At 72.9% G+C, this 25,940-nt stretch carries 4 protein-coding genes; all 4 read left to right on the forward strand.

Translation table 11 applies throughout. From position 1 onward, the window contains the following. Nucleotides 1-326: 326 nt before the first annotated feature. Genes AB0M59_RS01470 through AB0M59_RS01485 form a run of 4 tightly spaced genes read left to right on the forward strand, consistent with a single transcriptional unit; the run spans nucleotide 327 to nucleotide 25,933 of the window. Complete coding sequence (locus tag AB0M59_RS01470) at nucleotides 327-1,694, forward strand: MFS transporter (RefSeq protein ID WP_364606713.1); 1,368 nt, start codon at nucleotides 327-329, stop codon at nucleotides 1,692-1,694. Continuing rightward, a complete protein-coding gene (locus AB0M59_RS01475) occupies nucleotides 1,691-1,897 on the forward strand; it encodes an MbtH family protein (protein WP_364606716.1) in 207 nt (68 codons plus the stop codon). Before AB0M59_RS01470 ends, AB0M59_RS01475 begins: the two co-directional genes overlap by 4 nt. Nucleotides 1,898-1,928: 31 nt before the next feature. Then, nucleotides 1,929-21,962 (forward strand): non-ribosomal peptide synthase/polyketide synthase, encoded by a 20,034-nt coding sequence (locus tag AB0M59_RS01480; protein ID WP_364607104.1) that lies wholly within the window; start codon nucleotides 1,929-1,931, stop codon nucleotides 21,960-21,962. Then, nucleotides 21,959-25,933 (forward strand): amino acid adenylation domain-containing protein, encoded by a 3,975-nt coding sequence (locus tag AB0M59_RS01485; RefSeq protein WP_364606719.1) that lies wholly within the window; start codon nucleotides 21,959-21,961, stop codon nucleotides 25,931-25,933. Before AB0M59_RS01480 ends, AB0M59_RS01485 begins: the two co-directional genes overlap by 4 nt. The last annotated feature ends 7 nt before the right edge of the window (nucleotides 25,934-25,940 follow it).

Here is a 25,940-nt window from a genome sequence, read left to right on the forward strand (position 1 = left end):
CCGCGGTCACTGCGGCAGGCAGCGGAGTTGCGCCGGGCGGAGCGACCGCCAGTGGCTCGGCGGCGGCCGAGCCGGCCGCCGCCGAGCCGGGCACTGCCGGGATCAAACCGGGTGGGCCGGGTGTTGCGGCCGCGGAGCCGGGTGTGGCCGAGCCGGGCACCGTCGCGACCAGACCGGGTGCGGCGGGCGTTGCGGCTGCCGGGTCGGGTGGTCTGCCGCGGCTTGTCGTGAGTGAGAAACTGTGTTCTAACCCGGTTTCCCACTCACGACCGGCCGGGCCGGGCGCTGCGGCCGAGCCGAGCGCTGCGGTGCGTGGGGGCGCGAACGTGCCGAGTTCCGCTGCGGCCGAGCTGGGCGCTGCGGCCGAGCTGGGCGCTGCGGCCGAGCCGGGTGCTGCGGCCGAGCTGGGCGCTGCGGTGCGTGGGGGCGCGAACGTGCCGAATTCCGCCGCGGCCGAGCCGGGCACAGCCGCAGCCAAGCCCGCCACCGCCACCGGCAAATCCCTCCCCGCTCCCTTCCTCGGCCTGGTCCTCGCCATGGGCCTCTCCTCCTTCGGCGACGCGGTCTGGCTGATCGCCCTCTCGGTCACCCTCGTCGGCACCGCCGGACCCGCCGTCGCCGGACTGATCCTCGCCCTCGGTTCCCTCCCCAAGGTCCTCACCCTGCTCGTCGGCGGCGCGGTCGCGGACCGAACCGGGCCAAGGCGAGTCCTCGTCACCACCGACCTCATCCGCGCGGGAGCCATGCTCGCCGGGGCCGCCGCCGTCCTTGTTGTCGGTCCCCAGCTGCCCCTCCTCGCCGGGCTCATCGTCGTCATGGCCGTCGCCAGTGCCTTCTTCATCCCGGCCTCCGATGCCCTCCGCCCGAACCTGCTGCCGCCCGAACACCTCGTGCGGGGCAACGCCGTCTACCTCGCCGCCGTGCGTGGGGGGCAGGCCGCCGGTGGAGCGCTCGGGTCGTGGCTGGCCGGGCTCGGCGGGCTCGTCACCGTCGCCGTCGTCAACGGCGTCAGTTTCGGGATCTCCGCCCTCGCCGCCGGCAAGACCAAGACCCTGACCAGCCAAGAACCCCGCGAGCGCGTCAAGATCAGGCAGCTCGGGAAGGAAATCGGCGAGGGCTGCCAGTACGTCGCGAGAAGGCCCGCGCTGAGGACCGCCATGATCGTCACCGGGCTCCTCGAGCTCAGTGGCGCCGGCCCGATCAACCTCGGCCTGGTCCTGCTCGGCGGCACCCGGGGCGCCGGCTGGCTGCTCACCGCCATGACGCTCGGCGCGTCCCTCGCCTTCGTCGTCTCCGTCAAGTGGCCGCCCCGGGAGAAGGCCGGGCGGCTGGCGACGGGTGGCCTCGCCGCACAGGTCGTCTGCCTCGCGCTGCTGGCCAGCGCGAACCTCGCCGTCGGCATCGCCGCCTTCTTCGCCCTCGGCCTGGTCGCCGGCCTGACCGCCCTGGTGCTCGTGTCCCTGGCCCAGCGGTGGTCGGCGCCGGAGATGCGCGGCCGCGTCATGTCGATCCTCGCGCTGTTCACCCTCGCCGCCACCCCGGTCGGCAACCTGCTGATCGGCGTGCTGACCGAGGCGATCGGCGTCCCGCTCACCATGTTCGCCCACGCCGCGGTCGCGCTCGGCGCGCTCGCCCTGCTCGTCGCCACCCCGGCACTCGGCCGGGCCACTCTCACAGAGGAGAAGAAGTCATGACCAACCCCTTCGAAGACGAGAACGCCACCTTCCTGGTCCTGGTCAACGCCGAGAACCAGCACTCGCTCTGGCCGTCCACTGTGGACGTGCCGGCCGGCTGGCGCACCGTGCACGGCGAGGACACCCGCGCCGCGTGCCTGGAGTACGTCGAGACGCACTGGACCGACCTGCGTCCGGCGAGCCTCATCGCCTCGATGCGCTGACCACCCACCCGCCGGCAGAACCGAACTGGAGCTGATCTACGTGAACGACGACACCCGGCAGCTGCTGGCGGCCTGGAACGACACCACCACCGACGTCCCGGAAGCGGGCCGCACGCTCGCCCGGCTGCTCGCCGAGCAGGCGACCCGCACCCCGGACGCGACGGCGCTGGTGTTCGAAGGCGAGTCCCTGACCTACCGCGAGCTCCACGGACGAGCCGACGGGCTCGCGCACCTCCTGGTCGAGCGGGGCGTGGGCCCCGGTGTCCTCACCGGCGTCTGCGCCGACCGATCCCTTGAGCTGGTGATCGCCCTGCTGGGGGTGCTCAAGGCCGGTGGCGCCTACGTCCCGCTCGACCCGGACTACCCGGCCGACCGGCTGGCCTACATGGTCGCCGACAGCGCCGCACCGGTCGTCCTCACCCAGACCCACCACAGAAACCTCTTCGCCGCCGAGACGATCTGCCTCGACGAGCTCGACCTGACGGACGCCCCGGCAGTCGAGGCGCTGACGTCCACAAAGGATCTTGCGTACGCCATCTACACCTCCGGCTCCACCGGCCGCCCCAAGGGCGTGCTGGTGCCGCACGAAGGCATCGTCAACCGGCTCGCCTGGACCCAAGCCGAGTACGGCCTCACCGTCGAGGACCGTGTTCTCCAGAAGACGCCGTCCAGTTTCGACGTCTCCGTCTGGGAGTTCTTCTGGCCGCTGCTGACCGGCGCCACGCTCGTCGTCGCGCGCCCCGGCGGCCACCGCGACCCCGCCTACCTGGCCGGGCTGATCCGCACCGAGCGGATCACTACCGTCCACTTCGTCCCGTCGATGCTGCAGGCGTTCCTGCTCGACCCGGCCGCCGCGACCTGCACCGGCCTGCGCCGCGTGCTGTGCAGCGGTGAAGCACTGGCCGACGAGCTGCAGGCCCGGTTCTTCGAGACGCTCCCCGATGTCGAACTGCACAACCTCTACGGCCCGACCGAAGCATCCGTCGACGTGACGTACTGGGCGTGTGACCCAGCACAAAGGACAGTCCCCATCGGACGTCCGGTGTGGAACACCCGCACTTACGTCCTGGACGCCGAGCTGAACCCGGCCGCGCCGGGTGTCGCCGGTGAGCTGTACCTCGCCGGGATCCAGCTGGCCCGCGGCTACCACGGCCGGCCAGGCCTGACGGCCGAGCGGTTCGTGGCCAGCCCGTTCGAGCCGGGGGAGCGGATGTACCGCACCGGCGACCTCGCGCGCTGGTCAGAAGACGGCGCACTGGAGTACCTCGGCCGCACCGACCACCAGGTGAAAATCCGCGGCCTGCGCGTCGAGCTGGGCGAGATCGAGGCCGTCCTCGACCGGCAGCCCGGTGTCGGCGGCTCGTGCGTGCTGGCGCGTGAGGACCGCGTGGGCGATCAGCGCCTGGTCGGCTACGTCGTCCCGGACGGTGCCGCGCCCGACGTCGACGCCCTGCGCGCGGCCCTCGCGGAGAACCTGCCGGAGTACATGGTGCCGGCCGCCTTCGTGGTCCTGGAGACGCTGCCGCTGACCCCGAGTGGCAAGCTCGACCGCAAGGCCCTGCCCGCGCCGGACTGGTCCGCGGCCCGCACCGGCCGCGCCCCGCGTACCCCGCGCGAAGCCGCACTCTGCGAACTGTTTTCCGAGATCCTCGGCGTCGATGGCGTCGGCATCGACGACGGCTTCCTCGCCCTCGGCGGCCACTCCCTCCTCGCGGCCAAGCTCGTCTCCCGCATCCGCGCGACGCTCGGTGTCGAAGCGGCCATCGGCGACGTCTTCCGCGCGCCGACCCCGGCCGGCCTGGCCGAACTCCTCGAAGACGCGCCGGAAGCGCGCCCGCCGCTGACCCCGCGTCCTCGCCCCGAGCCGATGCCGCTGTCGTTCGCCCAGCGCCGGCTGTGGTTCCTCGACCAGGCCGACACCCGGAACGCCGGCTACCACGTGCCGCAGGCCGTCCGCCTCGACGGCCCGATCGACGCCGAAGCGCTGCGGCGGGCCGTCGAAGACGTCGTCGCCCGACACGAAACCCTCCGCACGATCTTCACCCGCGACGGCGACGAGCCGGTGCAGCACATCCTGCCGTCCGGAAAGGTCTCATGGACCGAGAAAGAGTCTACTGAGGACTCTCTAGCCGCCGATCTGACCGCGGCCACCGAGGAGGGCTTCGACCTCGCCCGGGAACTGCCGATCCGCGCCACGCTCTTCACCCTGCCCGGCGACACCGCCGTGCTGCTGCTCGTCGTGCACCACATCGCGAGCGACGGCTGGTCCTTCGCGCCGCTCCTGCGTGACCTGTCGACCGCCTACACCGCCCGCGTCACCGGCGAAAGTCCGAAGTGGACGCCACTGCCGGTGCAGTACGCGGACTACACGCTGTGGCAACAGGAACTCCCCGTCGAGCGTGATCTCGCGTACTGGCGTGACGCCCTGGCCGGGCTCCCGGAAGAACTGCCGCTGCCCGCCGACCGCCCACGTCCGGCGGTCGCGAGCCACCGCGGCGGGGTCGTCCCGATGGACGTGCCCGCCGACGTCCACCGCCGCCTGGCCGGACTGGCCGCGGCGGAAGGCGCGACGCTGTTCATGGTCCTGCAGGCCGCGTTCGCCGCGCTGCTCACCCGCCTCGGCGCCGGTGGCGACGTCCCGGTCGGCTCGCCCGTCGCCGGCCGGACCGACGCGGCCCTCGACGACCTCGTCGGGTTCTTCGTCAACACCGTCGTCCTGCGCACGGCCACCGGCGGCGACCCGACGTTCCGCGAACTCCTCGACCGCGCCCGTGAGACCTGCCTGGCCGCGTTCGAGCACTCCGAGGTCCCGTTCGAGCGCGTCGTCGAGGAGCTGAACCCGGCCCGCTCGCTCGGCCGCCACCCGCTGTTCCAGGTCCTGCTCGTCCTGCAGAACAACCTCGCCGCCGAACTCGACCTGCCGGGCGTCCGCGCAACCGGCGAGCGCGTCGACATCGGCTACGCGAAGTTCGACCTGGCCGCGATCTTCGAGGAACGCGACGGCGAGCTGACCGGCCTGCTGGAGTACGCGAGCGACCTGTTCGACCGCGACACCGCCGTCACGCTGGCCGGCCGCCTCCTGCGCGTCCTCACCGCCGTCGCCGCGAACCCGGACAGCCGCATCGGCGACCTCGACCTTCTCGACGCGGCCGAGCGGACCCAGGCCGAGACGGGGGGCATGCTCGCCCCGGCCTCGCCGGCTGTCACCCTGCACGAGCTGGTCGGGAGCCACGCCCGCCGTACCCCGGACCGTGCCGCGCTGTTGTTCGAGGACGAGACCGTCACCTACGCCGAGCTGGACGCCCGCGCGAACGGCGTCGCCGCGCTCCTGGCCGGCGTCCCGGCCGGGCGGATCGTCGGGATCTGCCTCGACCGCGGCCCCGACCTCGTCGCCGCCATTCTCGGCGTGCTCAAGGCCGGCTGCGGCTACACGCTGCTGGACCCGTCGTTCCCCGCCGAGCGACGGCAGCTGCTGGCCGAGCAGGTCGACGCGCCGGTCGTGCTCGACGATCTGTCCGCGGTGGAGCCGGCCACCAAGGCACCGCAGCGTGCAGTGAACCCGGCTGGACCGGCGTGCGTCATGTTCACCTCGGGCTCCACCGGCACGCCGAAGGGTGTCGTCGCGTCTCACGAAGCCGTCGCGACGACGATCCTCGGCCAGGGCTACACCGGTGCCGTCTGGCTGCAGACCGCGCCCGTGTCCTGGGACGCCTTCGCGTTCGAGCTGTTCGGCGCGCTGCTGACCGGCGCGGCCTGCGTCCTGCAGCCCGGCCCCAAGCCTGAGCCCGCGCTCATCGCGGACCTGGTCGAACGCCACCGCGTCACGACGATGTTCGCCTCGGCCAGCCTGCTGAACTTCCTCCTCGACGAGTACCCGGCCGTGTTCGAGCAGGTCAGCCACGTCTACACCGGCGGCGAAGTCGCGTCGGTCACCCACCTGACCAAGGCCCTGGAGACCCACCCGGACGTGGCGTTCACCAACGCCTACGGGCCGGTCGAGAACATGATCTTCGTCAGCAGCCGCCGCATCACGGCGGCTGACCTGACCGGCGCGCCCATCCCGATCGGCACCCCGCTGAACGGCAAGCGCGCGTACGTCCTGGACGGGCGGCTGCGGCCGGTCGCGCCCGGCGTCGTCGGCGAGCTGTACGCCGCGGGCGGCGGTATCGCGGACGGGTACGTCGGCCGTCCCGACCTCACCGCGGTCCGGTTCGTCGCTTCGCCCTTCGAGCCGGGGGAGCGGATGTACCGCACCGGCGACCTGGTGCGCCGGCGCGCCGACGGCGTCCTCGAGTACGTCGGCCGCGCCGACGACCAGGTCAAGATCCGCGGGTTCCGCGTCGAGCCCGGCGAGATCCGGACGGCGCTGGGCACGCACCCGGCCGTCACCGAATCCGCAGTCGTCGTCCGCGAAGACCGGCCCGGCCAGAAACTGCTGGTCGCCTACGTCGTGGGCGAGCCGGCCGACTTCCGCGCCTACCTCGCCGAGCGGCTGCCGGAACACCTCGTGCCGTCGGCGTTCGTCCTGCTGGACGCGCTGCCGCTGACCCCCAACGGCAAGCTCGACCGCCGCGCCCTGCCCGCCCCCGAGCGCACGAGCACCAGCCGCGCGCCGCGCACCCCGCGTGAAGAAGTCCTCTGTGGACTCTTCGCCGACGTCCTCGGCGTCGAGTCGGTCGGTGTCGACGACGGGTTCTTCGCCCTCGGCGGGCATTCGCTGCTCGCCGCCCGGCTCGTCGCCCGCGTCGGCGCGGTGCTCGGGGTCCGGATCGGCGTCGCGGACGTCTTCCGCGCGCCGACCGTCGCCGGGCTGGCCGCGGTGCTGGACACCGCCCGCGCCGCCCGCCCGGCCGTCGTGGCCCGCCCGCGTCCCGACGTCCTGCCGCTCTCGTCGGCGCAGCGCAGCCTGTGGTTCGTCGAGCAGTTCGACCAGGCCGGCGCCACCTACAACGTCCCGCGCGCCCTGCGGCTGACCGGCGCCCTCGACGTCGCCGCGCTGCGCCAGGCGTTCGCCGACGTCGTCGATCGCCACGAGGCCTTGCGGACCGTCTTCCCGGACACCGACGGCGTGCCCCGCCAGGAGATCCGCCCGCTCACCGAGCTACCGTGGACCGAAGCCGCGGTCGACGTCACCGAGTTCGCCGCCCGTGAGTTCGACCTGACCGCCGACCTCCCGATCCGCGCCGCGCTGATCCCCGACGGCGACGACCACGTCCTGGTGATCGTCACCCACCACATCGCCGGTGACGGCTGGTCCTTCGGCCCGCTCCTGCGCGACCTGTCGGCCGCCTACACCGCTCGCGCGGCGGGCGACGCTCCGAAGTGGACACCGCTGCCGGTCCAGTACGCGGACTACGCGCTGTGGCAACAGGACCTGACCGACGACTCCCTCGACTACTGGGCCGACGCCCTCGCGGGACTACCCGACGAGATCTCCCTGCCCTTCGACCACCCGCGTCCGCCCGTCGCGAGCCACCGCGGCGCGACCGTCCCCGTCACCCTCGACGCGGACCTGCACACGCGGTTGCTGCACCTCGCTCGCGGCGAGCACGCGACGCTGTTCATGGTGCTGCAGGCCGGGTTCGCGGCGCTGCTGTCCCGGCTCGGCGCCGGGGAAGACGTCGCTGTCGGCACCCCGTCGGCGGGCCGGCCGGACGCCGCGCTCGACGACCTCGTCGGGTTCTTCGTCACGACGCTGGTGCTGCGCACCGACCTCAGCGGCGACCCGAGCTTCACCGACCTCGTGCGCCGCGTCCGGGAGAGCTCGCTCAAGGCGTTCGACCACGCCGACGTGCCGTTCGAGCGGGTCGTCGAGCGGCTCAACCCGGCGCGCTCGACCGCGCGGCACCCGCTGTTCCAGGTGATGCTCGCACTGCAGAACAACGTCGCGGCCAACCTGGCCCTGCCCGGCCTGACCGCGGCCGACGTGCCGGTGACGACCGCGACGGCGAAGTTCGACCTGACCCTCAACCTGGAGGAGACCACCGGCGCCGACGGCACGCCGGCGGGGATCGGTGGCTACCTGGAGTACGCGACCGACCTGGTCGACCCGAGCACCGCGGCCGACCTGGCCGCCCGGTTCGTCCGGCTGCTCACCGCCGCCGTCGCGACCCCCGCCGTCGCGTTGTCCACAGTGGACCTCCTATCGGACGTGGAGCGGACGGCGATCGACGTATCCAACGAAGAGACGGCCCGGTCGCTGCCGAACACCTCGGTCATCGAGCTGTTCGAAGCCCAGGCCGCGGCCACCCCGGACGCGCCCGCACTGGAGTTCGGCACCACGACGTTGACGTACGCGGAGCTGAATACCCAGGCCAACCGGCTCGCCCACCGACTGGCCAGGCGCGGCGCTGGGCCGGAGCGGTACGTCGCCCTCGCCCTGCCGCGCGACGAGCAGCTGATCATCGCCATGGTCGCCGTGCTCAAGACCGGCGCCGGCTACCTCGCGCTCGACCTGGACTACCCGGCCGACCGCATCGCCATGATGCTGGAGGACGCTGACCCGGCCCTGGTGCTCACCCGCGAAGAACTCATCTTCGACGGAAGTCCCGAGAACCTGCCGCACACCGCGTCGCCGGACAGCCCGGCCTACGTGATCTTCACGTCCGGGTCGACCGGCCGCCCCAAGGGCGTCGTCGTCCCGCGCCGGCCGCTGCTGAACTTCCTCCTCGACATGGTCGAGCGGTTCGGCATCACCCCGGCCGACCGGCTGCTGGCCGTCACGACCGTCGGCTTCGACATCGCGGGCCTGGAGATCTTCGCGCCGCTGCTGGCCGGCGCGACCGTCGTCCTCGCGAGCCGCGACGACGTCCGCGACACCCGCGCCCTGGCCGCGCTCGCCGAGGACGGCGTCACGTTCCTGCAGGCCACGCCGAGCCTCTTCCACGCGCTGCTGGCCGAGCCCGTCGACCTCTCCGGCGTGCACGTCCTGGTCGGCGGCGAAGCCCTGCCCGACGACCTGGCCGTCGCGCTGCGGGCGCGGGCGGCGTCGGTGACCAACATGTACGGCCCGACCGAGACGACCATCTGGTCCACCACCGCCCGCGTCGGCGACGGCGCGCCGACCATCGGCACGCCGATCGCGAACACGCAGGTCCATGTGCTGGACCGCGCGCTGCGGCCGGTGCCGGCGGGCGTGCCGGGCGAGCTGTACATCGCCGGCGACGGCGTCGTGCGCGGCTACCTCGGCCGTCCCGACCTCACCGCGGACCGGTTCGTCGCTTCGCCGTTCGCGGCGGGGGAGCGGATGTACCGCACCGGCGACCTGGTCGCGCGCCGGCGCGACGGGGAGATCCGGTTCCTGGGCCGCGTCGACCACCAGGTCAAGATCCGCGGCTTCCGCATCGAGCTGGGCGAGATCGAGGCCGTGCTGGCCACGCACCCGGCGGTCGCGCTGCGCGCGGTCGTCGTCCGCGAGGACCGGCCCGGCGACAAGCGCCTGGTCGCCTACGTCGTGGCTCACGAGAATGTCGAGGTCGAGGACCTGCGCCGGCACCTGGCCGCCGCGCTTCCCGGGTACATGGTGCCCTCGGCGTTCGTGCTGCTCGACGAGCTGCCCCGGACCCCGAACGGCAAGCTCGACCGCAAGGTCCTGCCCGCGCCGGCGCTCGAAAGCGGCGCCGGCCGGCTCCCGCGCACCGCCCGCGAGCACGCGCTGTGCGAGCTGTTCGCCGAGGTCCTCGGCGTGCCCGAGGTCGGCGTCGACGACGGCTTCTTCGACCTGGGCGGCCACTCATTGCTGGCCACCCGGCTCGCCGGGCGGATCCGCGCGGTGCTGGGCCTCGACGTCACCGTGCGGGCGCTGTTCGCGAACCCGACCGTCGCCGGGCTGAGCGAAAGCCTCGATGACGCCGTCGCGGCGCGGCCGGCCGTCACGCGCCGCGAGCGCCCGGACCGGCTTCCGCTGGCGCCGGGACAGGAGCGGTTGTGGTTTCTGTCCCGAATGGACAGCGAGGACATCTCGTACCACATGCCTATCGCGTTGCGGCTGCGCGGCGACGTCGATGCCTCCGCCCTCCAGGCCGCACTGTCCGATGTGGCCGGTCGGCACGAAGCCCTGCGCACGTACTACGCCGAGGACGAGTCCGGCCCGCACCAGGTGGTTCTGGATTCCTTCGAGGTCCCGTTCGAAGTCACGACCGGCTCGGTCGCCGACGCCGCGCGGACGCCGTTCGACCTGGCCGCCGCGCCGCCCGTGCGGTCGTGGCTGTTCAGCGAAGGCGACGAGCACGTCCTGCTGGTGTTGACCCACCACATCGCCGGCGACGGCTGGTCGATCCCGGTGCTGCTCGGCGACCTCGCCGACGCGTACGCCGCCCGTGTCCAGGGTGAGCGTCCGAAATGGACCCCACTGCCGGTGCAGTACGCGGACTACACGCTCTGGCAACGGGAACTCGACACCGACATCGCCTACTGGGTGAACGCGCTCGCCGGGCTGCCGGACGAGCTGGCGCTGCCCTACGACCGCGTCCGGCCCGCCACCGCGGACCACGCCGGCGGGTCGGCGGCCGTCGAGATCCCGGCCGAGCTGCACGCCCGGCTCCTGGAGCTGGCAGCCGGGCACCGCGCCACCCTGTTCATGGTCCTGCAGGCCGCCCTCGCCACCCTGCTCGCGCGGTTCGGCGCCGGGGACGACATCCCGATCGGCACCCCGGTCGCCGGTCGTCCCGACCCGGCCCTCGACGACCTCGTCGGGTTCTTCGTCAACACCGTCGTGCTGCGCACGGACCTCAGCGGCACTCCGACTTTCGCCGAGCTGGTCGAGCGCGTCCGCGAAGCCGACCTGAGCGCGTTCGAGCACGACGACGTTCCGTTCGAGCGCTTGGTCGAGGAGCTGAACCCGGCCCGCTCGGCTTCCCGGCACCCGCTGTTCCAGGTGATGCTGGTGCTGCAGCAGGACACCCCGCCCGTCTCACTGTCCGGAGTGGACACAGAGCCGTACGAAGTGGCCCGCGCGGTCGCCAAGTTCGACCTCACCGCGGCCCTGGAGGAACACGCCAACGCCGGGGGCATCACCGGTGCCTTCGAGTACGCGACAGCGTTGTTCGACGCCGCCACCGCCTCGCGGCTGGCGGACGCGTTCGTCTGGTTGCTGGAGCAGATCGCCGACGCGCCCACAACGTCGGTCGCGGCGTTCGACGTGCTCACGACCGCGGAACGCGAACTCGTGCTGACCTCGGGCAACGCCGTCGAGGTGAGCGCCGCGCCCGAGGACTGCCTGCACACCATCGTCGAGCGGCAGGACCCCGGCGCCGTCGCGATCCTGTTCGAAGGCGAGACGCTGACTTACGGCGAGCTGAACGCCCGCGCCAACCAGGTCGCCCATCATCTCCTGGACGACGGTGTCCGCCGCGGCGAGGTGGTCGGTGTCCTGCTGGACCGCGGCTTCGACTTCGTGGCCGCGGTGCTCGGGGTGCTCAAGTCCGGCGCCGCGTACACCCTGCTGGACCCGAGCTACCCGGCCGAGCGCCTGGCCGCGGTCGCCGAGCAGGCCGGCGTCCAGCGGGTCCTCACGGCTCTGCCCGGCCACCCGGACCGCACGAACCCCGGCGTCGAGCTGACCCCGGCCGACCTGGCCTGCGTCATGTTCACCTCGGGCTCCACCGGCGTGCCCAAGGGCGTCGCCACCTCGCACCGCGGGGTCGTCGCGACGATGGGGCAGGCCTACGCGACCTTCGACGCCGACCAGGTGTGGCTCCAGTGCGCGCCGGTGTCGTGGGACGGCTTCGCGCTCCAGTTGTTCGGCGCGCTGCTCTACGGCGGCCGCACGGTCCTGCAGCCCGGCCAGAACCCCGAGCCGGACCGCATCGCCGCGCTGGTCGTCGAGCACAGCGTCACCGTGCTGCACGCCTCGGCGAGCCTGTTCAACTATCTCCTGGACCAGGAGCCGCAGGTCTTCACCGTGCTGCGCCGTGCGATGACCGGCGGCGAGCCGGCGTCCGTCGAGCACGTGACGAAGGCGCTGCGCGAGTACCCGGACGTCCGGCTGATCAACGGCTACGGCCCGGCCGAGAGCATGGGCTACACGACGTTCCACCCGATCACCTCGGCCGACCTCGGCGGTGTCGCCATCCCGATCGGCCGGCCGGTGGCGAGCAAGCGCGCCTACGTCCTCGACGCGCATCTCGCCCTGGCCGCGCCCGGCGTCACGGGTGAGCTGTACCTCGCGGGCCACGGCCTCGCCGACGGCTACCGCGCCCAGCCCGGCGCCACCGCCGAGCGGTTCGTCGCTTCGCCGTTCGTGGCGGGGGAGCGGATGTACCGCACCGGTGACCTGGTCCGCTGGAACGCCGAGGGCGTCCTCGAGTACGTCGGCCGCGCCGACGACCAGGTCAAGGTCCGCGGCTTCCGCGTCGAACCCGGCGAGGTGCGCGCGGTGCTGGCTCGTCACGACGGTGTCGAGCAGGCCGCGGTCGTCGTCCGCGACGGCCGCCTGATCGGGTACGTCGTCGGCGCTGCCGAACCGGCCGCGCTGCGGGCGTACCTGGCCGACCGGCTGCCGGACTACCTGGTGCCGTCGGCCATCGTGCCCCTGGACGAGTTGCCCCGGACGGCGAACGGCAAGCTGGACCGCCGCGCGCTGCCCGCGCCGGACTTCGCGGCGGGCTCGCGCCGCCGGCCGCGAACCGTCACCGAGAACGTCCTCTGTGGACTGTTTGCCGAGGTGCTCGGCCTGCCCGAGGTGGGTCTCGATGACGGTTTCTTCGAATTGGGCGGGCATTCGCTGCTGGCCGCCCGGCTGATCGGCCGCGTCCGCGCCGTGCTCGGCGTGGAGCTGGGCATCCGCGACCTGTTCCGCACCCCGGCCGTCGCCGGGCTCGCCGAGGTGCTCGGCGACGCCGCCCCGGCGCGGCCGCCGGTGACCCGTCGTGAGCGGCCCGAGCGGCTGCCGCTGTCGTTCGCGCAGCAGCGGCTGTGGTTCGTCGACCAGGCCGAGGAAGCCAACGCCGGGTACGACGTTCCGCGTGCGCTGCGCCTGCGTGGTTCCCTTGACGTGGCCGCGCTGCGAACGGCGCTGGCGGATGTTGTCGAGCGGCACGAGTCGCTGCGTACGGTGTTCCCGTCCCACGAAGGTGAGCCGTGGCAGGAGATCTTGACCACTCGGGAGGTCCCGTGGGCGTTCGTCGAGTCCACTGAGGACTCGCTGCCGGACGTTCTCGCGGAGGCCGCCGCGCACGTCTTCGACCTGCGCAGCGAGCTGCCGATCCGGGCGCACCTGGTCGAGGTCGCCGCCGACGACCACGTGCTGCTGCTGGTGCTGCACCACATCGCGTCCGACGGCTGGTCGGCCGCGCCGCTGTGGCGCGACCTGGCCTCCGCGTACGCGGCCCGTCTCGACGGACACGCGCCGGAGTGGAAGCCGTTGCCGGTGCAGTACGCGGACTACACGCTCTGGCAGCGCGAAGTCCTCGACGAGCCGGAGATCGCCGGCCAGCTCGCGTTCTGGCGCGACACGCTCGCCGGCGCACCCGAGGAACTGGCGCTGCCCGCCGACCGGGTCCGCCCGGCCGTCGCGACGCACCGCGGCGGTTCGGTGGAGTTCGCGCTCGGCGCGGACGTCCACGCGGCCCTCACCGAGCTGGCCCGCTCCGGTGGTGCGACGCTGTTCATGGCGCTGCAGGCCGGGTTCGCGGCTCTGCTGTCGCGGCTCGGCGCGGGCGACGACGTCCCGCTGGGCACCGCCGTCGCCGGCCGCGGCGACACCGCGCTCGACGACCTCGCCGGGTTCTTCGTCAACACGCTGGTCCTGCGCACCGACGTCTCCGGGCAGCCGACGTTCCGGCAGCTCCTCGAGCGTGTCCGCGACGCCGGGCTGGCCGCGCTGGCGCACGCCGACGTCCCGTTCGAGCGGGTTGTCGAGGAGCTGAACCCGGCGCGTTCGGCCGCGCGGCACCCGCTGTTCCAGGTGATGCTGGTGCTGCAGAACAACGCCACCGCGCAGCTGAGCCTGCCGGGTCTGGCCACCGAAGGTGTCACGGTCCGCCGTGACGTCGCGAAGTTCGACCTGACCGCGGGCATCGAGGAGAACCACACCGCCGACGGCGCTCCGGCCGGGCTGAGCGGGCAGCTGGAGTACGCCGCCGACCTGTTCGACGCGGCCACGGCGTCCTCGATCGCCGAGCGGTTCGCGCGGCTCCTCACCGCGGCCGTGCTGACTCCGGACGTCCCGCTCGCGGACCTGGACCTGCTCGCCCCCGGCGAACGGGCCGAACTGCTGGCCCAGGGCACCACCGAGGTCACCGCGCCCGCGATGCGGTTGCACGAGTTGGTCGAGCGGCAGGCGCAGTGGGCGCCGGACGCGACGGCGCTCGTCTTCGAAGAGCAGCGTCTCACCTACGGGCAGCTCGACGTCGAGGCCAACCGGCTCGCCCGGCACCTGATCGCCGAGGGCGTCCGCCGAGGCGACCTGGTCGGTGTCCACATCGGACGCTCGCCGCGGCTGGCCGTCGCGCTGCTCGCCGTGCTCAAGGCCGGGGCCGCCTACACCGTGCTGGACACGGACTTCCCGGCTGAACGGCTGGTCGGAGCGCTGCGGCGGACGTCGGCGGCGGTCGTCCTCACCGATGGTCGTTACCTGCCGTGGAAGCGGATTGATGTGGTTGCCGACGCGGCCGCGATCGCCGTCCGCGACGGCGGTGTCCTCGGTCTGCCCGGCAGCCCGGACGACCTCGCCGTGGTCATGTTCACCTCCGGTTCCACCGGTGTCCCGAAGGCGGTGGCGGCTCCGCACCGCGCGGTCGTGGGCACGCTGACCGGCCAGGACTACGCCGGGTTCGGCCCGGACGACGTCTGGCTGCAGTGCGCGCCGGTGTCGTGGGACGCGTTCGGCACGCAGCTGCTCGGCCCGCTGCTGGCCGGCGGCACGGTCGTGCTGCAGCCCGGCCAGCGTCCCGAGCCGGCGCTGATCGAGGACCTCGTCCTGGCGCACGACGTCACGGTCCTGGACGTCTCGGCCAGCTTGTTCAACTTCCTGGTCGACGAGCACCCGGCGGTGTTCACGACGGTCCGCCGCGCGATGACCGGCGGCGAGGCGGCCTCGCCCGCGCACCTGGTGAAGGTGCTGCGTTCGTACCCACACGTTGCGGTGATCAACGGCTACGGCCCGGCCGAGACCATGGGCTTCAGCACGTTCCACGCGGTCACGGCGGTCGACGGACCGGTCCCGATCGGGCGGCCGGTCACCGGCAAGCACGCGTACGTCCTCGACGCGCGGCTGCGGCCGGTGCCCGCCGGGGTCGTCGGTGAGCTGTACCTGGCGGGGGTCGGCACCGCGCACGGCTACCTCGGTCAGCCTGGGGCGACGGCCGAGCGGTTCGTCGCTTCGCCGTTCGCGGCGGAGGAGCGGATGTACCGCACCGGTGACCTCGCCCGGTGGAACGCTCTCGGTGTTCTCGAGTACGCCGGCCGGGCCGACGACCAGGTCAAGATCCGCGGCTTCCGCGTCGAGCCCGGCGAGGTGCAGGCCGTGCTGGCCGCGCACGACGGGGTCACGCAGGCGGCCGTCGTGGTTCGGGACGGGCTGCTGGTGGCCTACGTCGTGGGCACCGCCGACCCCGCGGTGCTCACCGACTTCGCCGCCGCGCGGCTGCCGGAGTACCTGGTGCCGTCGGTCATCATGCCCTTGGCGGACCTTCCGCTGACCGCCAACGGCAAGCTGGATCGTGCTGCTTTGCCCGCGCCGCAACGGGTCGTCGCCGGGCACGTCGCGCCACGGAACCCGGTGGAGACTGCTCTCGCCGCGATCTGGGCCGATGTCCTCGGTATCCCTGAGCCGGGAGTGGAGGACAACTTCTTCGCCCTCGGCGGCCACTCACTGCTGGCGGCCAAGGTGACGGGCCGGATGCGCACCGAGTTCGGGGTGCGGCTGGGGGTGCGGGCGCTGTTCGAGGCCCCGACGATCGCTTCTTTGGCGCGGCTGGTGCCCTCGGCGTCCACAGTGGACTTCGAGCCGATCCCGGTGCGCGAGAACGGGGTCCGGACGCCGCTTTCGCCGGTGCAGCGGGGCCTGTGGTTCGCCGAACGACTCGCACCGGGCTCGGCGGAGTACCTCGTACCGCTGGCGTTGCGCATCGGCGGCAACCTCGACGTGAAGGCCCTGGGCGGCGCGCTGTCGGCGGTCGTGGCGCGGCACGAGGTGCTGCGCAGCCGGTTCGTCGAAACCGATGGTGAGCCGATCCAGGTGGTCGACCCGGTGCGGCCGGTGCCCCTGCCGGTCACGCCGGTAACCGACGTCGAGGCGTTCCTCCGCTCTCAGGTCGACACCCCGCTCGATCTCGAACACGGCCCCGTCTTCCGCGCCGCACTCGGCCGGATCTCCGCCACCGACCACGTCCTCGTCCTGCTCCTGCACCACATCGTCGCGGACGGGTGGTCCATGGGCGTGCTCGCCGCCGAGCTTCGCGACCACTACTCCGGGGTGAAGCCCGCGACCCTTCCGGTGCAGTTCGGCGACGTCGCCGCCTGGCAGGCCACGGCCGATGACCAAGCCGGGCTCGCCTTCTGGCAGCAGGCTCTCGACGGCATGCCGCACGTCGCCGAGTTGCCCGCCGACCGGCCGCGGCCCCTGACCAGGGACATCGCCGGCGCCAAGACCGCGGTGCACGTCCCGGCGAACGTGGTGACCAAGCTGGCCACCCTCGGTGCCGGGCACGGCGCGAGCCTGTTCATGACCGTGCTGGCCGCCTTCGAAGTCCTGATCGGCCGCTACACCGCCATGCGGGACTTCGCGATCGGCACCCCGGTGTCCGGCCGCGGCCACCCGCAGACCGAGCCGCTCATCGGCCACTTCGTCAACACCGTGCCGCTGCGCGCCGACCTGACCGGCGACCCCGCGTTCACGGACCTCCTGCGCAGGGTCCGCACCAGCACCCTCGCGGCGTTCGACCACGACGACGTCCCGTTCGACCGGATCGTCGAGCTCCTGCGCCCGCAGCGCGACCTCACCCGCACCCCGCTGGTGCAGATCGTGTTCGCCTTGCAGAACAACGAAGAGGCAGGCTGGGCGCTGCCGGGCCTGGCCGTCGACAAGCTCGCCGTCGACACGCGGGTCAGCAAGTTCGACCTCGAACTCGCCCTCGCCCAGGACGCCGACGGCGCCCTGACCGGCATCTTCGAGTACCCGACCGCGCTCTTCGACAGCACCACGATCGAGCGGCTGGCCGGCCACTTCACGACGCTGCTCGAAAGGATCGCCGACGCACCCGAAACCCCCGTCGGCGAGCTGGACCTGCTCAGCGCGACCGAGCGCGACCACCTCGTGCACGGCGTCAACGACACGAAGGTCGCCTACGACGAGGACGTCTGCCTGCACCACCTCATCGCCGGACAAGCAGCGAAAACCCCGCACGCGATCGCCGTCGAGTACCTCGACGACCACATCGACTACGCCGAACTGGAACGCCGGGCCGGCGTCCTCGCCGCGCGGCTGGCCGGACACGGCGTCGGCCCGGACGTCCCGGTCGGCCTCCGGATGGACCGCTCGATCGACCTGATCGTCGGCCTGGTCGCCATCCTCAAGGCCGGCGGCGCGTTCGTCCCGATCGAAACCGACGCGCCGGAACCCCGGGTCCTGGGTATCCTCGGTGACGCGCACTCGCCGGTCTGCCTCGTCAACGAAGGCGCAGAAGTCCCCGAGAGCAAAGAGGTGACCTTCCTCGAAGTGTCCGCATTGGACGGTGAAGCACCGAAGCTGCCGGACACCACCCACCCGGACAACCTCGTCTCGATCTACTACACCTCCGGCTCCACCGGGAAGCCGAAGGGCGTCGCGAGCACCCATCGCGGCTGGGTCAACCGGCTGCGCTGGCACCAGGACACCTACCGGCTCCAACCGGGCGAAGGCCTCCTGCAGAAGACGACCCTGGTCTTCGACGACGCGGCCGTCGAATGCCTGTGGCCGCTCATCGTCGGCGGGCGCGTCGCGCTCATCCCACCGGGCCTGCACCGCGACCCGGCCGCGATCCTCGAAGGGGCGCTCCGACACAAGGTGGTCAACCTGCAGTTCGTGCCGAGCATGCTGACCCTGTTCCTCGAGCAGCTCACCCCGGCCGACCGGGCCGCGCTCAAGACGGTGCGCAACGTCATCACCAGCGGCGAGGCGCTGCAGCCGGAACTGCTGAAGCTGTTCTTCGACCGGCTCGGCACCCAAGCGACCCTGCACAATCAGTGGGGCGCCACCGAGGTGTCGATCGACTCGACCATGCGCGAATGCGTCCGCGCCGACCTCGACGGCGCCGGCTCGGTGAGCGTCGGCTCGCCGATCGCGAACAACCGGATCCACGTTCTCGACGAGCACCTGCGGCCGGTCCCGGTCGGCGTCCCCGGTGACCTGTTCATCGGCGGTGTCGGTCTCGCGCGGGGCTACCTCGGCGACCCGGGCAAGACGGCGGCGGCGTTCCTGCCCAGCCCGTTCGACCCCGGCGAGCGGCTCTACCGCACCGGCGACCGCGGCCTGCGCACCCCCGACGGCGCGCTGACCTTCCTCGGCCGGCAGGACTCGCAGGTCAAGATCCGCGGCATCCGCGTCGAACCCGGTGAGGTCGAGCAGGTGCTCCTGGAGCTGCCCGGCGTGCGCGAAGCCGCCGTCACGGTGTGGCAGCCGACGCCGGGCGACAAGCGTCTCGCCGGCTACGTCACCCCGCAGGCCGGCGTCGCGCTCACCGAGTCCGAGGTCCGCGAACAGCTGCGCGAGCGGCTGCCCGTCTACCTCGTGCCGACGGCGCTGAGTGTGCTGCCGGAGTTCCCGACGACGACCAGCGGCAAGATCGATCGGAAGGCGCTGCCCGCACCGGCCGCGGCCGGCGCCGAGTACCGGGCCCCCGAAGGCCCGGTCGCGGAGCTGGTGGCCGAGGTGCTGGGTAGCGTGCTCGGAGTCGAGCGCGTCGGCGCGGACGACAACTTCTTCGACCTGGGCGGGCACTCCCTGCTGGGTGTCCGGGTGGTCGCCGAGCTGCGGAAGCGGCTCTCGGCGGACATCCCGATCCGCCTCATCTTCGACTCGCCCACGGTCGCGGAACTCGCCGACGCCGTCTCCCGCGCCACCCGCCGCGAGTTCGAGGCCATCCCGAAGCGGCCCGACGGTCCCGCGCCGCTCGCCGGCGTCCAGGTCGGCATGTGGCTGGCCGACCGGATGGCGCCGTCCAGCGCGGAATACCTGGTGCCCAACGCGGTCCGCCTGCGCGGCTCGCTGGACATCGACGCTCTCGCCGCCGCCCTCACGAAACTGGTGGAGCGGCACGAGATCCTGCGGACCCGGTTCGTGGAGATCGACGGCGAACCCAGGCAGGTCGTCGACCCGGCCGGGCCGGTCCCGCTGCCCGTCACCGACATCGACGCGATCACGCCGTTCCTGGAAGCGCGGCCGATCGACCTCGCCACCGGCCCGGTGTTCGCCGCCGCGCTCGGCCGCCTGGCCGAGGACGACCACGTGCTCGTGCTGTCGGCCCACCACATCGTCCTCGACGGCTGGTCCGAAGGCCTCCTCGCCGAGGAGCTGCGCGACCTCTACGCGGGTGTCGAACTGCCGCCGCTGCCGGTGCAGTACGCCGACGTCGCGACCTGGTCCCAGCCCAGCGAGGCCGACGTCGAGTTCTGGCGGACGCAGCTCGCCGGCGTGCCGCCGGTCGTGCAGCTGCCCGCGGACCGGCCTCGGCCCGCGGTACGCGACCCCCGCGGCGCGCGGTACGAGTTCAGCGTCCCGGCCGAACTGGCGAACCGGCTCGCCGAGCTGGGCGCGGAGGCCCGGGCCAGCCTGTTCATGACCCTGCTGGCCGGGTTCCAGGTGCTCGTGTCCCGGCACACCGGACTGCGGGAGTTCGCCGTCGGCAGCCCGGTCGCCGGCCGGGACCACCCGGACACCGAGCGGCTGATCGGCCAGTTCGTCAACACCCTCGCCCTGCGCGCCGACCTGACCGGCTCGCCGGGCTTCACCGAGCTGCTCGGACGGGTCCGGGAGACGGCGCTGAACTCCTTCAGCCACCAGGAAGTCCCGTTCGACCGGGTCGTCGCCGAGCTGCGGCCCGACCGCGACCCGAGCCGGAACCCCTTGGTGCAGCTGATGTTCGCGCTGCAGACGGTGTCCGAGGGTGGCTGGGAACTCGGTGAGCTGGACTGCGAACCCCTGAGCGTCGAGACCGGCGCGGCCAAGTTCGACCTCGCGATGGTGCTGCGTGAGCAGCCCTCCGGCGCGGTCGACGGCGTCCTCGAATACCCGGTCGCGCTGTTCGACGAAGACACGATCGCCGGGTTCGCCGAGCGGTACGTCCGGCTCCTGGCCGGGTTCGCCGCCGACCCGGGGCGTCCGGTGGACCGCGTCACGATGCTGAACGCGGCCGAGATCGCGCCGACGGACGACGACGCACCGGGCGGCACCTTCGCCGGGCTCATCGAGGCCCAGGTGCGGCGGAACCCGGACGCCCCGGCCGTCGTGGCCGGACCGTACTCGCTCACCTACGCCGAGCTGGACTCGGCGGCCAACCGCCTGGCCCGGTACCTGCGGAGCCGGGGCGCCGGCCCGGAGAAGGTCGTCGCGCTGCTGCTGCCGCGCTCGGCCGGCCTGGTCGTCGCGCAGCTGGCGGTGGTCAAGACCGGGGCGGCGTTCCTCCCGATCGACCCGGGCTACCCGGCGGAGCGCATCCAGTACATGCTCGACGACGCGAACCCGGTGCTCACGCTGCGGGACCTGCCAGCGTCCACAATGGACGATGGTCCGCTGAACGTCGAGGTCCGGCCGGAGAACGCGGCCTACGTCATCTACACGTCCGGCTCGACCGGACGGCCGAAGGGCGTGGTCGTCAGCCACGCCGGCCTTGGCACGCTGGTGGCCAACACCATCGCCGCCTACCAGGTCGGCCCGGGCGACCGCGTGCTGCAGTACGTGTCGCCGAGCTTCGACGCGTCGATCCTGGAGCTGTGCGCGTCCCTGATGACCGGCGCCGCACTGGTCGTCACCCCGCCGGGACCGCTCTTGGGTGACCAGCTGCGGGATGTCCTCGCCGAAGGACGGGTGACGCACGCGCTGATCCCGCCCGCGGCCCTGGCCACGGTCGAGGACCCGGACCTGCCGGACTTCCGCACGGTCGTGGTCGGCGGCGACGTCTGCCCGCCCGACCTGGTCGCGAAGTGGGCGCCCGGCCGCCGGATGCTCAACATGTACGGTCCGACCGAAGCCACGGTCGTCTCCACGGTGAGCGAACCGCTGGTGCCGGGCGAACAGGTGACCATCGGCTCGGCACTGCGGCACACGAGCGCGTACGTCCTGGACGACCGGCTCCAGCCGGTGCCATCGGGGGTGGCGGGCGAGCTGTACGTCGCGAGCCCGGGCCTCGCCCGCGGTTACCTCGGGCGGCCTGGACTCACCGCGAGCCGGTTCGTCGCGAACCCGGCGGGCGGGCGGATGTACCGCACCGGTGACCTCGTCCGCCGCACCCGCGCCGGCGAACTGGAGTTCCTGGGGAGGACCGACGACCAGGTCAAGATTCGCGGCTTCCGCATCGAACTCGGCGAAGTCGAGTCCGCGCTGCGGGCCTGCCCGGCGCTCATGGCCGCAGTGGTGTTGGCCAAACCGGACCCGGTCGGGCAGAAACGCCTGGTCGCCTACACCGTCGGCGACGTCACCCCCGCGGACCTGCGCGCCTTCCTCGGGCAGCGGCTGCCGGAGCACCTGGTGCCCAGCGCGTTCGTCGTGCTCGACGCGCTGCCGGTCAACGCCAGCGGCAAGCTCGACCGTGCCGCGCTGCCCGAACCGGCCGAGGAGACGGCGGACTACGTCGCCCCGAACAGTCCCGAGGAGCAGCTGATCGCCGACATCTGGGCCGAGGTCCTGGGCGTGCCCCGCGTCGGGCTCGGCGACGACTTCTTCGCCCTCGGCGGGCATTCCGTGCTCGCCGCCAAGGTCCGCATGCGGCTGCAGGCCGCCTTCGGCGTGGACCTGCCCCTGCCCGTGCTGTTCCAGACCACCACGGTCGCCGCGCTCGCCGCCGTGGTCCACACCGAGATCGAGGCCGAGCTCGCCGGCATGTCCGAGCAGGAGCTCCTCGACTCCCTCACCGAGGAGGCCAGCGCATGACCACGTTCGACACCCGCCCCGCCGCCGACGCCGATCGGGCCGCCCGGCTGCGGGCCGCGGTGCTCGCGAAGCGCCTGCGCGGCCGGGCCACCGCGCCGGTCCGCGCGTTCGGCCGCGCCGACCGCGACGCGCCGCTCCCGCTTTCGGCCGGGCAACAGAGGTTGTGGTTCCTCGACCGCCTCGACCCGGACAGCGCCGAGTACGCGGTGCCGCTCCTGCTCCGCCTGGACGGCGCCCTCGACGTCGACGCGCTGCGCCGCTCGCTCGACGCCCTCGTGGCGCGGCACGAGATCCTGCGCACGACGTACCTCGCGGAGGACAACAAGCCGCGTCAGGTGATCGGGGCTCCGGCCCCGGTCGACCTGCCGGTGGTCGACGGCGACCTGGACGCGGTGCTCGCCGAGTACGTCAGCCGGCCGTTCGACCTCGGGGCCGGCCCGGTGTTCCGGGCCATGCTGATCCACGAGGCGTCCGAGCGGCACGTGCTCGCGCTCAACGTCCACCACATCGCCTGCGACGGCTGGTCGCTGCCGATCCTCCTCGAGGACCTGCGCAAGCTCTACACCGGTGAGCAGCTGCCTCCGATCGAACTGTCCTATGCGGACTTCGCCGTCTGGGAACAGTCCCGGGTGGACGCCCACGACGCCGACCTCGCGTACTGGACGGACCGGCTCGCCGGGCTGGAGACCCTGGAGCTGCCGGCCGACCGCCCGCGCCCGGCCCTGCGCGACCCCCACGGCGCGTCGGCCCGCTTCACCATCCCCGCAGCCGCGGCGGAAGCAGTACTGAATCAGGGAAAGAGCGTCGGCGCGACGCCGTTCGTGACGCTGCTCGCCGCCGCGTACGTCGTGCTCGGCCGGCACACCGGGCGGGAGGACATCGCCGTCGGTACCCCGGTCGCCGGTCGCGGACGGGCCGAGCTGGAACACATGGTCGGGTTCTTCGTGAACACCGTCGTCGCCCGCGGCGACCTGTCCGGTGACCCGGACTTCGCCACCCTCGCCGATCGGGTCCGCGCGGCCCGGCTGGCCGACCAGGCCCACGAAGACCTGCCGTTCGAGCGCCTGGTCCAGGAGCTGGCCCCGGAACGCGACCTCGCGCACACTCCGGTGGTCCAGGTGATGTTCGCCGTCTACGACTCGTCGTCCGGGGAGTCCCCGCTGGGCGACCTGCGGGTGTCGAGCGTGGACCTGCCGTCGACGACGGCGAAGTTCGACCTGATGATCTCCTTCGTCCGCCAGGCCGACGGGTCCGTCGAAGGCGTCCTCGAATACGCGACCGCGCTCTTCGACCAGGCCCGGATGGACCGCATGGGCGAGCACTTCGTCCGGCTCTTCACCGAACTCGCCGCCCGCCCCGGCGCCCGGCTGTCCGAAGTGGACGTCCTCGGCGCGGACGAGCGGACGTTGCTCCTCGAGACGTGGAACGCCACCGCCGAGCCCTACCTGCGCGGCACGCTGCACGGCCGGATCGCCGAGCAGGCCGCGTCCGACCCGGACGCGATCGCCGTCCGCTGCGGCGGCGCCGAGCTGACCTACGCCGACCTGGAAGCCCGCGCGACCCGGCTCGCCCAGCGGCTGCGAGCCCACGGCGTCGGCGTCGAGACCCCGGTCGGGGTGCTGTGCGAACGCGGCCCGCTGCTGCTGCCGGTCCTGCTCGCCGTCCTCAAGACCGGCGGCCACTACATCCCCCTGGACCCGGCGTACCCGCAGGACCGCAAGGAGTACATGCTCCGCCAGGCCGGCGCCCGCGTGCTCGTCACCACCCGCCGCTACGCCGGCGAGAACCTCGGCGACGTCGTGCTCTACGCCGACGAGCCGGTCGCCGACGACCCGGTGGCGTGGCAGGACCCGGTCGTCGACCCGGAGAACCTCGCCTACGTCATCTACACCTCCGGCTCGACCGGCCGGCCCAAGGGCGTGATGATCAGCCACCGCGGCGTGCTCCACTACCTGGACTGGTGCCGCCAGGCCTACCGCGCCGACGAGGGTGACGGCGCCCCGGTCCACTCGTCGCTCGCCTTCGACCTCACCGTCACCGGGCTGTTCCTGCCGCTGTTGTGCGGCACGACCGTGACGCTGGTGCCGGAGGACGAGCACCCGGTGGCCGGGCTCGCCGACGTGCTGTCGAGCGGCCGGAAGTTCAGCTTCGTCAAGCTCACCCCGGCCCACCTCGAACCGCTGCGCCGCTGCCTCGCGCCGGAAGCCGCCGACGCGGCCGCGCACCTGGTCGTCGGCGGCGAGCAGCTCACCGCCGAAGCCCTGGAGTTCTGGCGCGAGAACGCACCGGACGTCGTCGTGGCCAACGAGTACGGCCACACCGAGACGTCGGTGGCCAACGTGATCAACGTGCTGCCGGCCGCCGAGTGCGTCACCACGCCGATCTCCGTGGGCCGGCCGATCTGGAACACCGAGGTCTACCTGCTGGACGAGCATCTGCGGCCGGTCCCGGCCGGCGTCACCGGCGAGCTGTACGCGGGCGGTGCCGGCCTCGCGCGCGGCTTCGCGGGCAGCCCGGGCCTGACCGCCGCGAAGTACGTCCCGAACCCGTTCGGGCCGGGACGGCTCTACCGCAGCGGCGACCTCGCCCGGTACCTGCCGGACGGACGGCTGGAGTTCGTCGGCCGCACCGACCACCAGGTCAAGGTGCGCGGCTACCGGATCGAGCTGGGCGAGATCGAAGCCGCGCTCGTCGGCGGCCCCGGCGTCACCGAGGCGGTCGCCGTGGTCCGCGACGGCGCGCTCGCGGGATACGTCGCACCGTCCACTGTGGATGCCGAAGCGCTGCGGACGCACCTGTCCGAGCGGCTCCCGGAGTACATGGTCCCGTCGACCCTGACCACTTTGGACACGCTGCCTCTGACTTCCAACGGCAAGATCGACCGCGTCGCGCTGCCCGTCCCGGACGCCGCCCCGGCGCCGACGTCCGGGGTGCTCCCGCGCGACGAGCTGGAGATGGCTCTGGCGAAACTGTGGGAAGACCTGCTCGGCCGCCGCGTCGGCGTCACCGACGGCTTCTTCGACGTCGGCGGGCACTCCCTGCTGGCGGTTGTGCTGGTCGACCGGATCAAGGCCGAGCTGGGCGCGACCGTCGGCCTGGCCGAGGTGTTCCGCGCCCCGACGATCCGGGCGCTGGCCGACCACATCCGGGCCGGGGACAGCGGCGGGGGACTGGTGGTACCGCTCTCGCCGGGCCGCGCGGGCGTCGCCCCGCTGTTCCTGCTGCCGCCGACGGCCGGGAGCCCGTTCCCGTACCTGCAGCTGGTGGCCGAGCTGGACCCGGCGCTGCCGGTGTTCGGCCTGCAGGCACCCGGGTTCGCGCCCGGCGAGGACCCGGTGCACACCATCGAGGAGCTGGCCGCGGCGTTCGTCGCCGACCTCCTGCCCGTGGTCGGCGACCGTCCGATCCGGCTCGCCGGCTGGTCGCAGGGCGGCTCGGTCGCCTTCGAAATGGCCGCACAGCTGGAAAAGGCCGGTCGCGCGGTCGAGCACCTCTGCGTCATCGACGCGACCGTCCTCGGCGTCGACGACTACGGCAACCCGCTCCCGGAGGTGGACACCAGCGACCCCCTCGCGTGGTTCGGCGAAGCGGTCCTCAAGCTCGCTCCCGGAGCAGCCGACACCCTGGACGAGATGCTCGCCGAAGCGCGTGACCGCGGCATGGTCTCGGAAGTCGCGGGCAACGCCGTCGTCGAGCAGATGGCGCGGGTCTACCTCGCCGGCAAGGACGCCGTCGAGGCCTACCGCTGCCGCGCCGTCGTCGACGCCGGCATCCACCTCATCACCTCCACCGGCACCCACCCGGTGAAGGGCCGCCCGGAGGTGCGGCCGGAGAGCTGGCGCGCCCGCACGCGCGGCGAGCTCACGGTGACACCGGTTTCGGGCCACCACTGGGACATGGTCGAACCGCCGCACGTGGCGGAGCTGGCCCGGGCCGTGCTGGCCGGGCTCGCCGTGACCGCCGACGAGTGAAGGAGAA

The sequence above is a fragment of the Amycolatopsis sp. NPDC051371 genome (genome assembly GCF_040682155.1).
Classification (GTDB): Bacteria; Actinomycetota; Actinomycetes; order Mycobacteriales; family Pseudonocardiaceae; genus Amycolatopsis.

Coding starts and splice junctions, on each gene's coding strand:
- AB0M59_RS01475 (WP_364606716.1), top strand. CDS start 1,691: ATGACCAACCCCTTCGAAGACGAGAACGCCACCTTCCTGGTCCTGGTC.
- AB0M59_RS01485 (WP_364606719.1), top strand. CDS start 21,959: ATGACCACGTTCGACACCCGCCCCGCCGCCGACGCCGATCGGGCCGCC.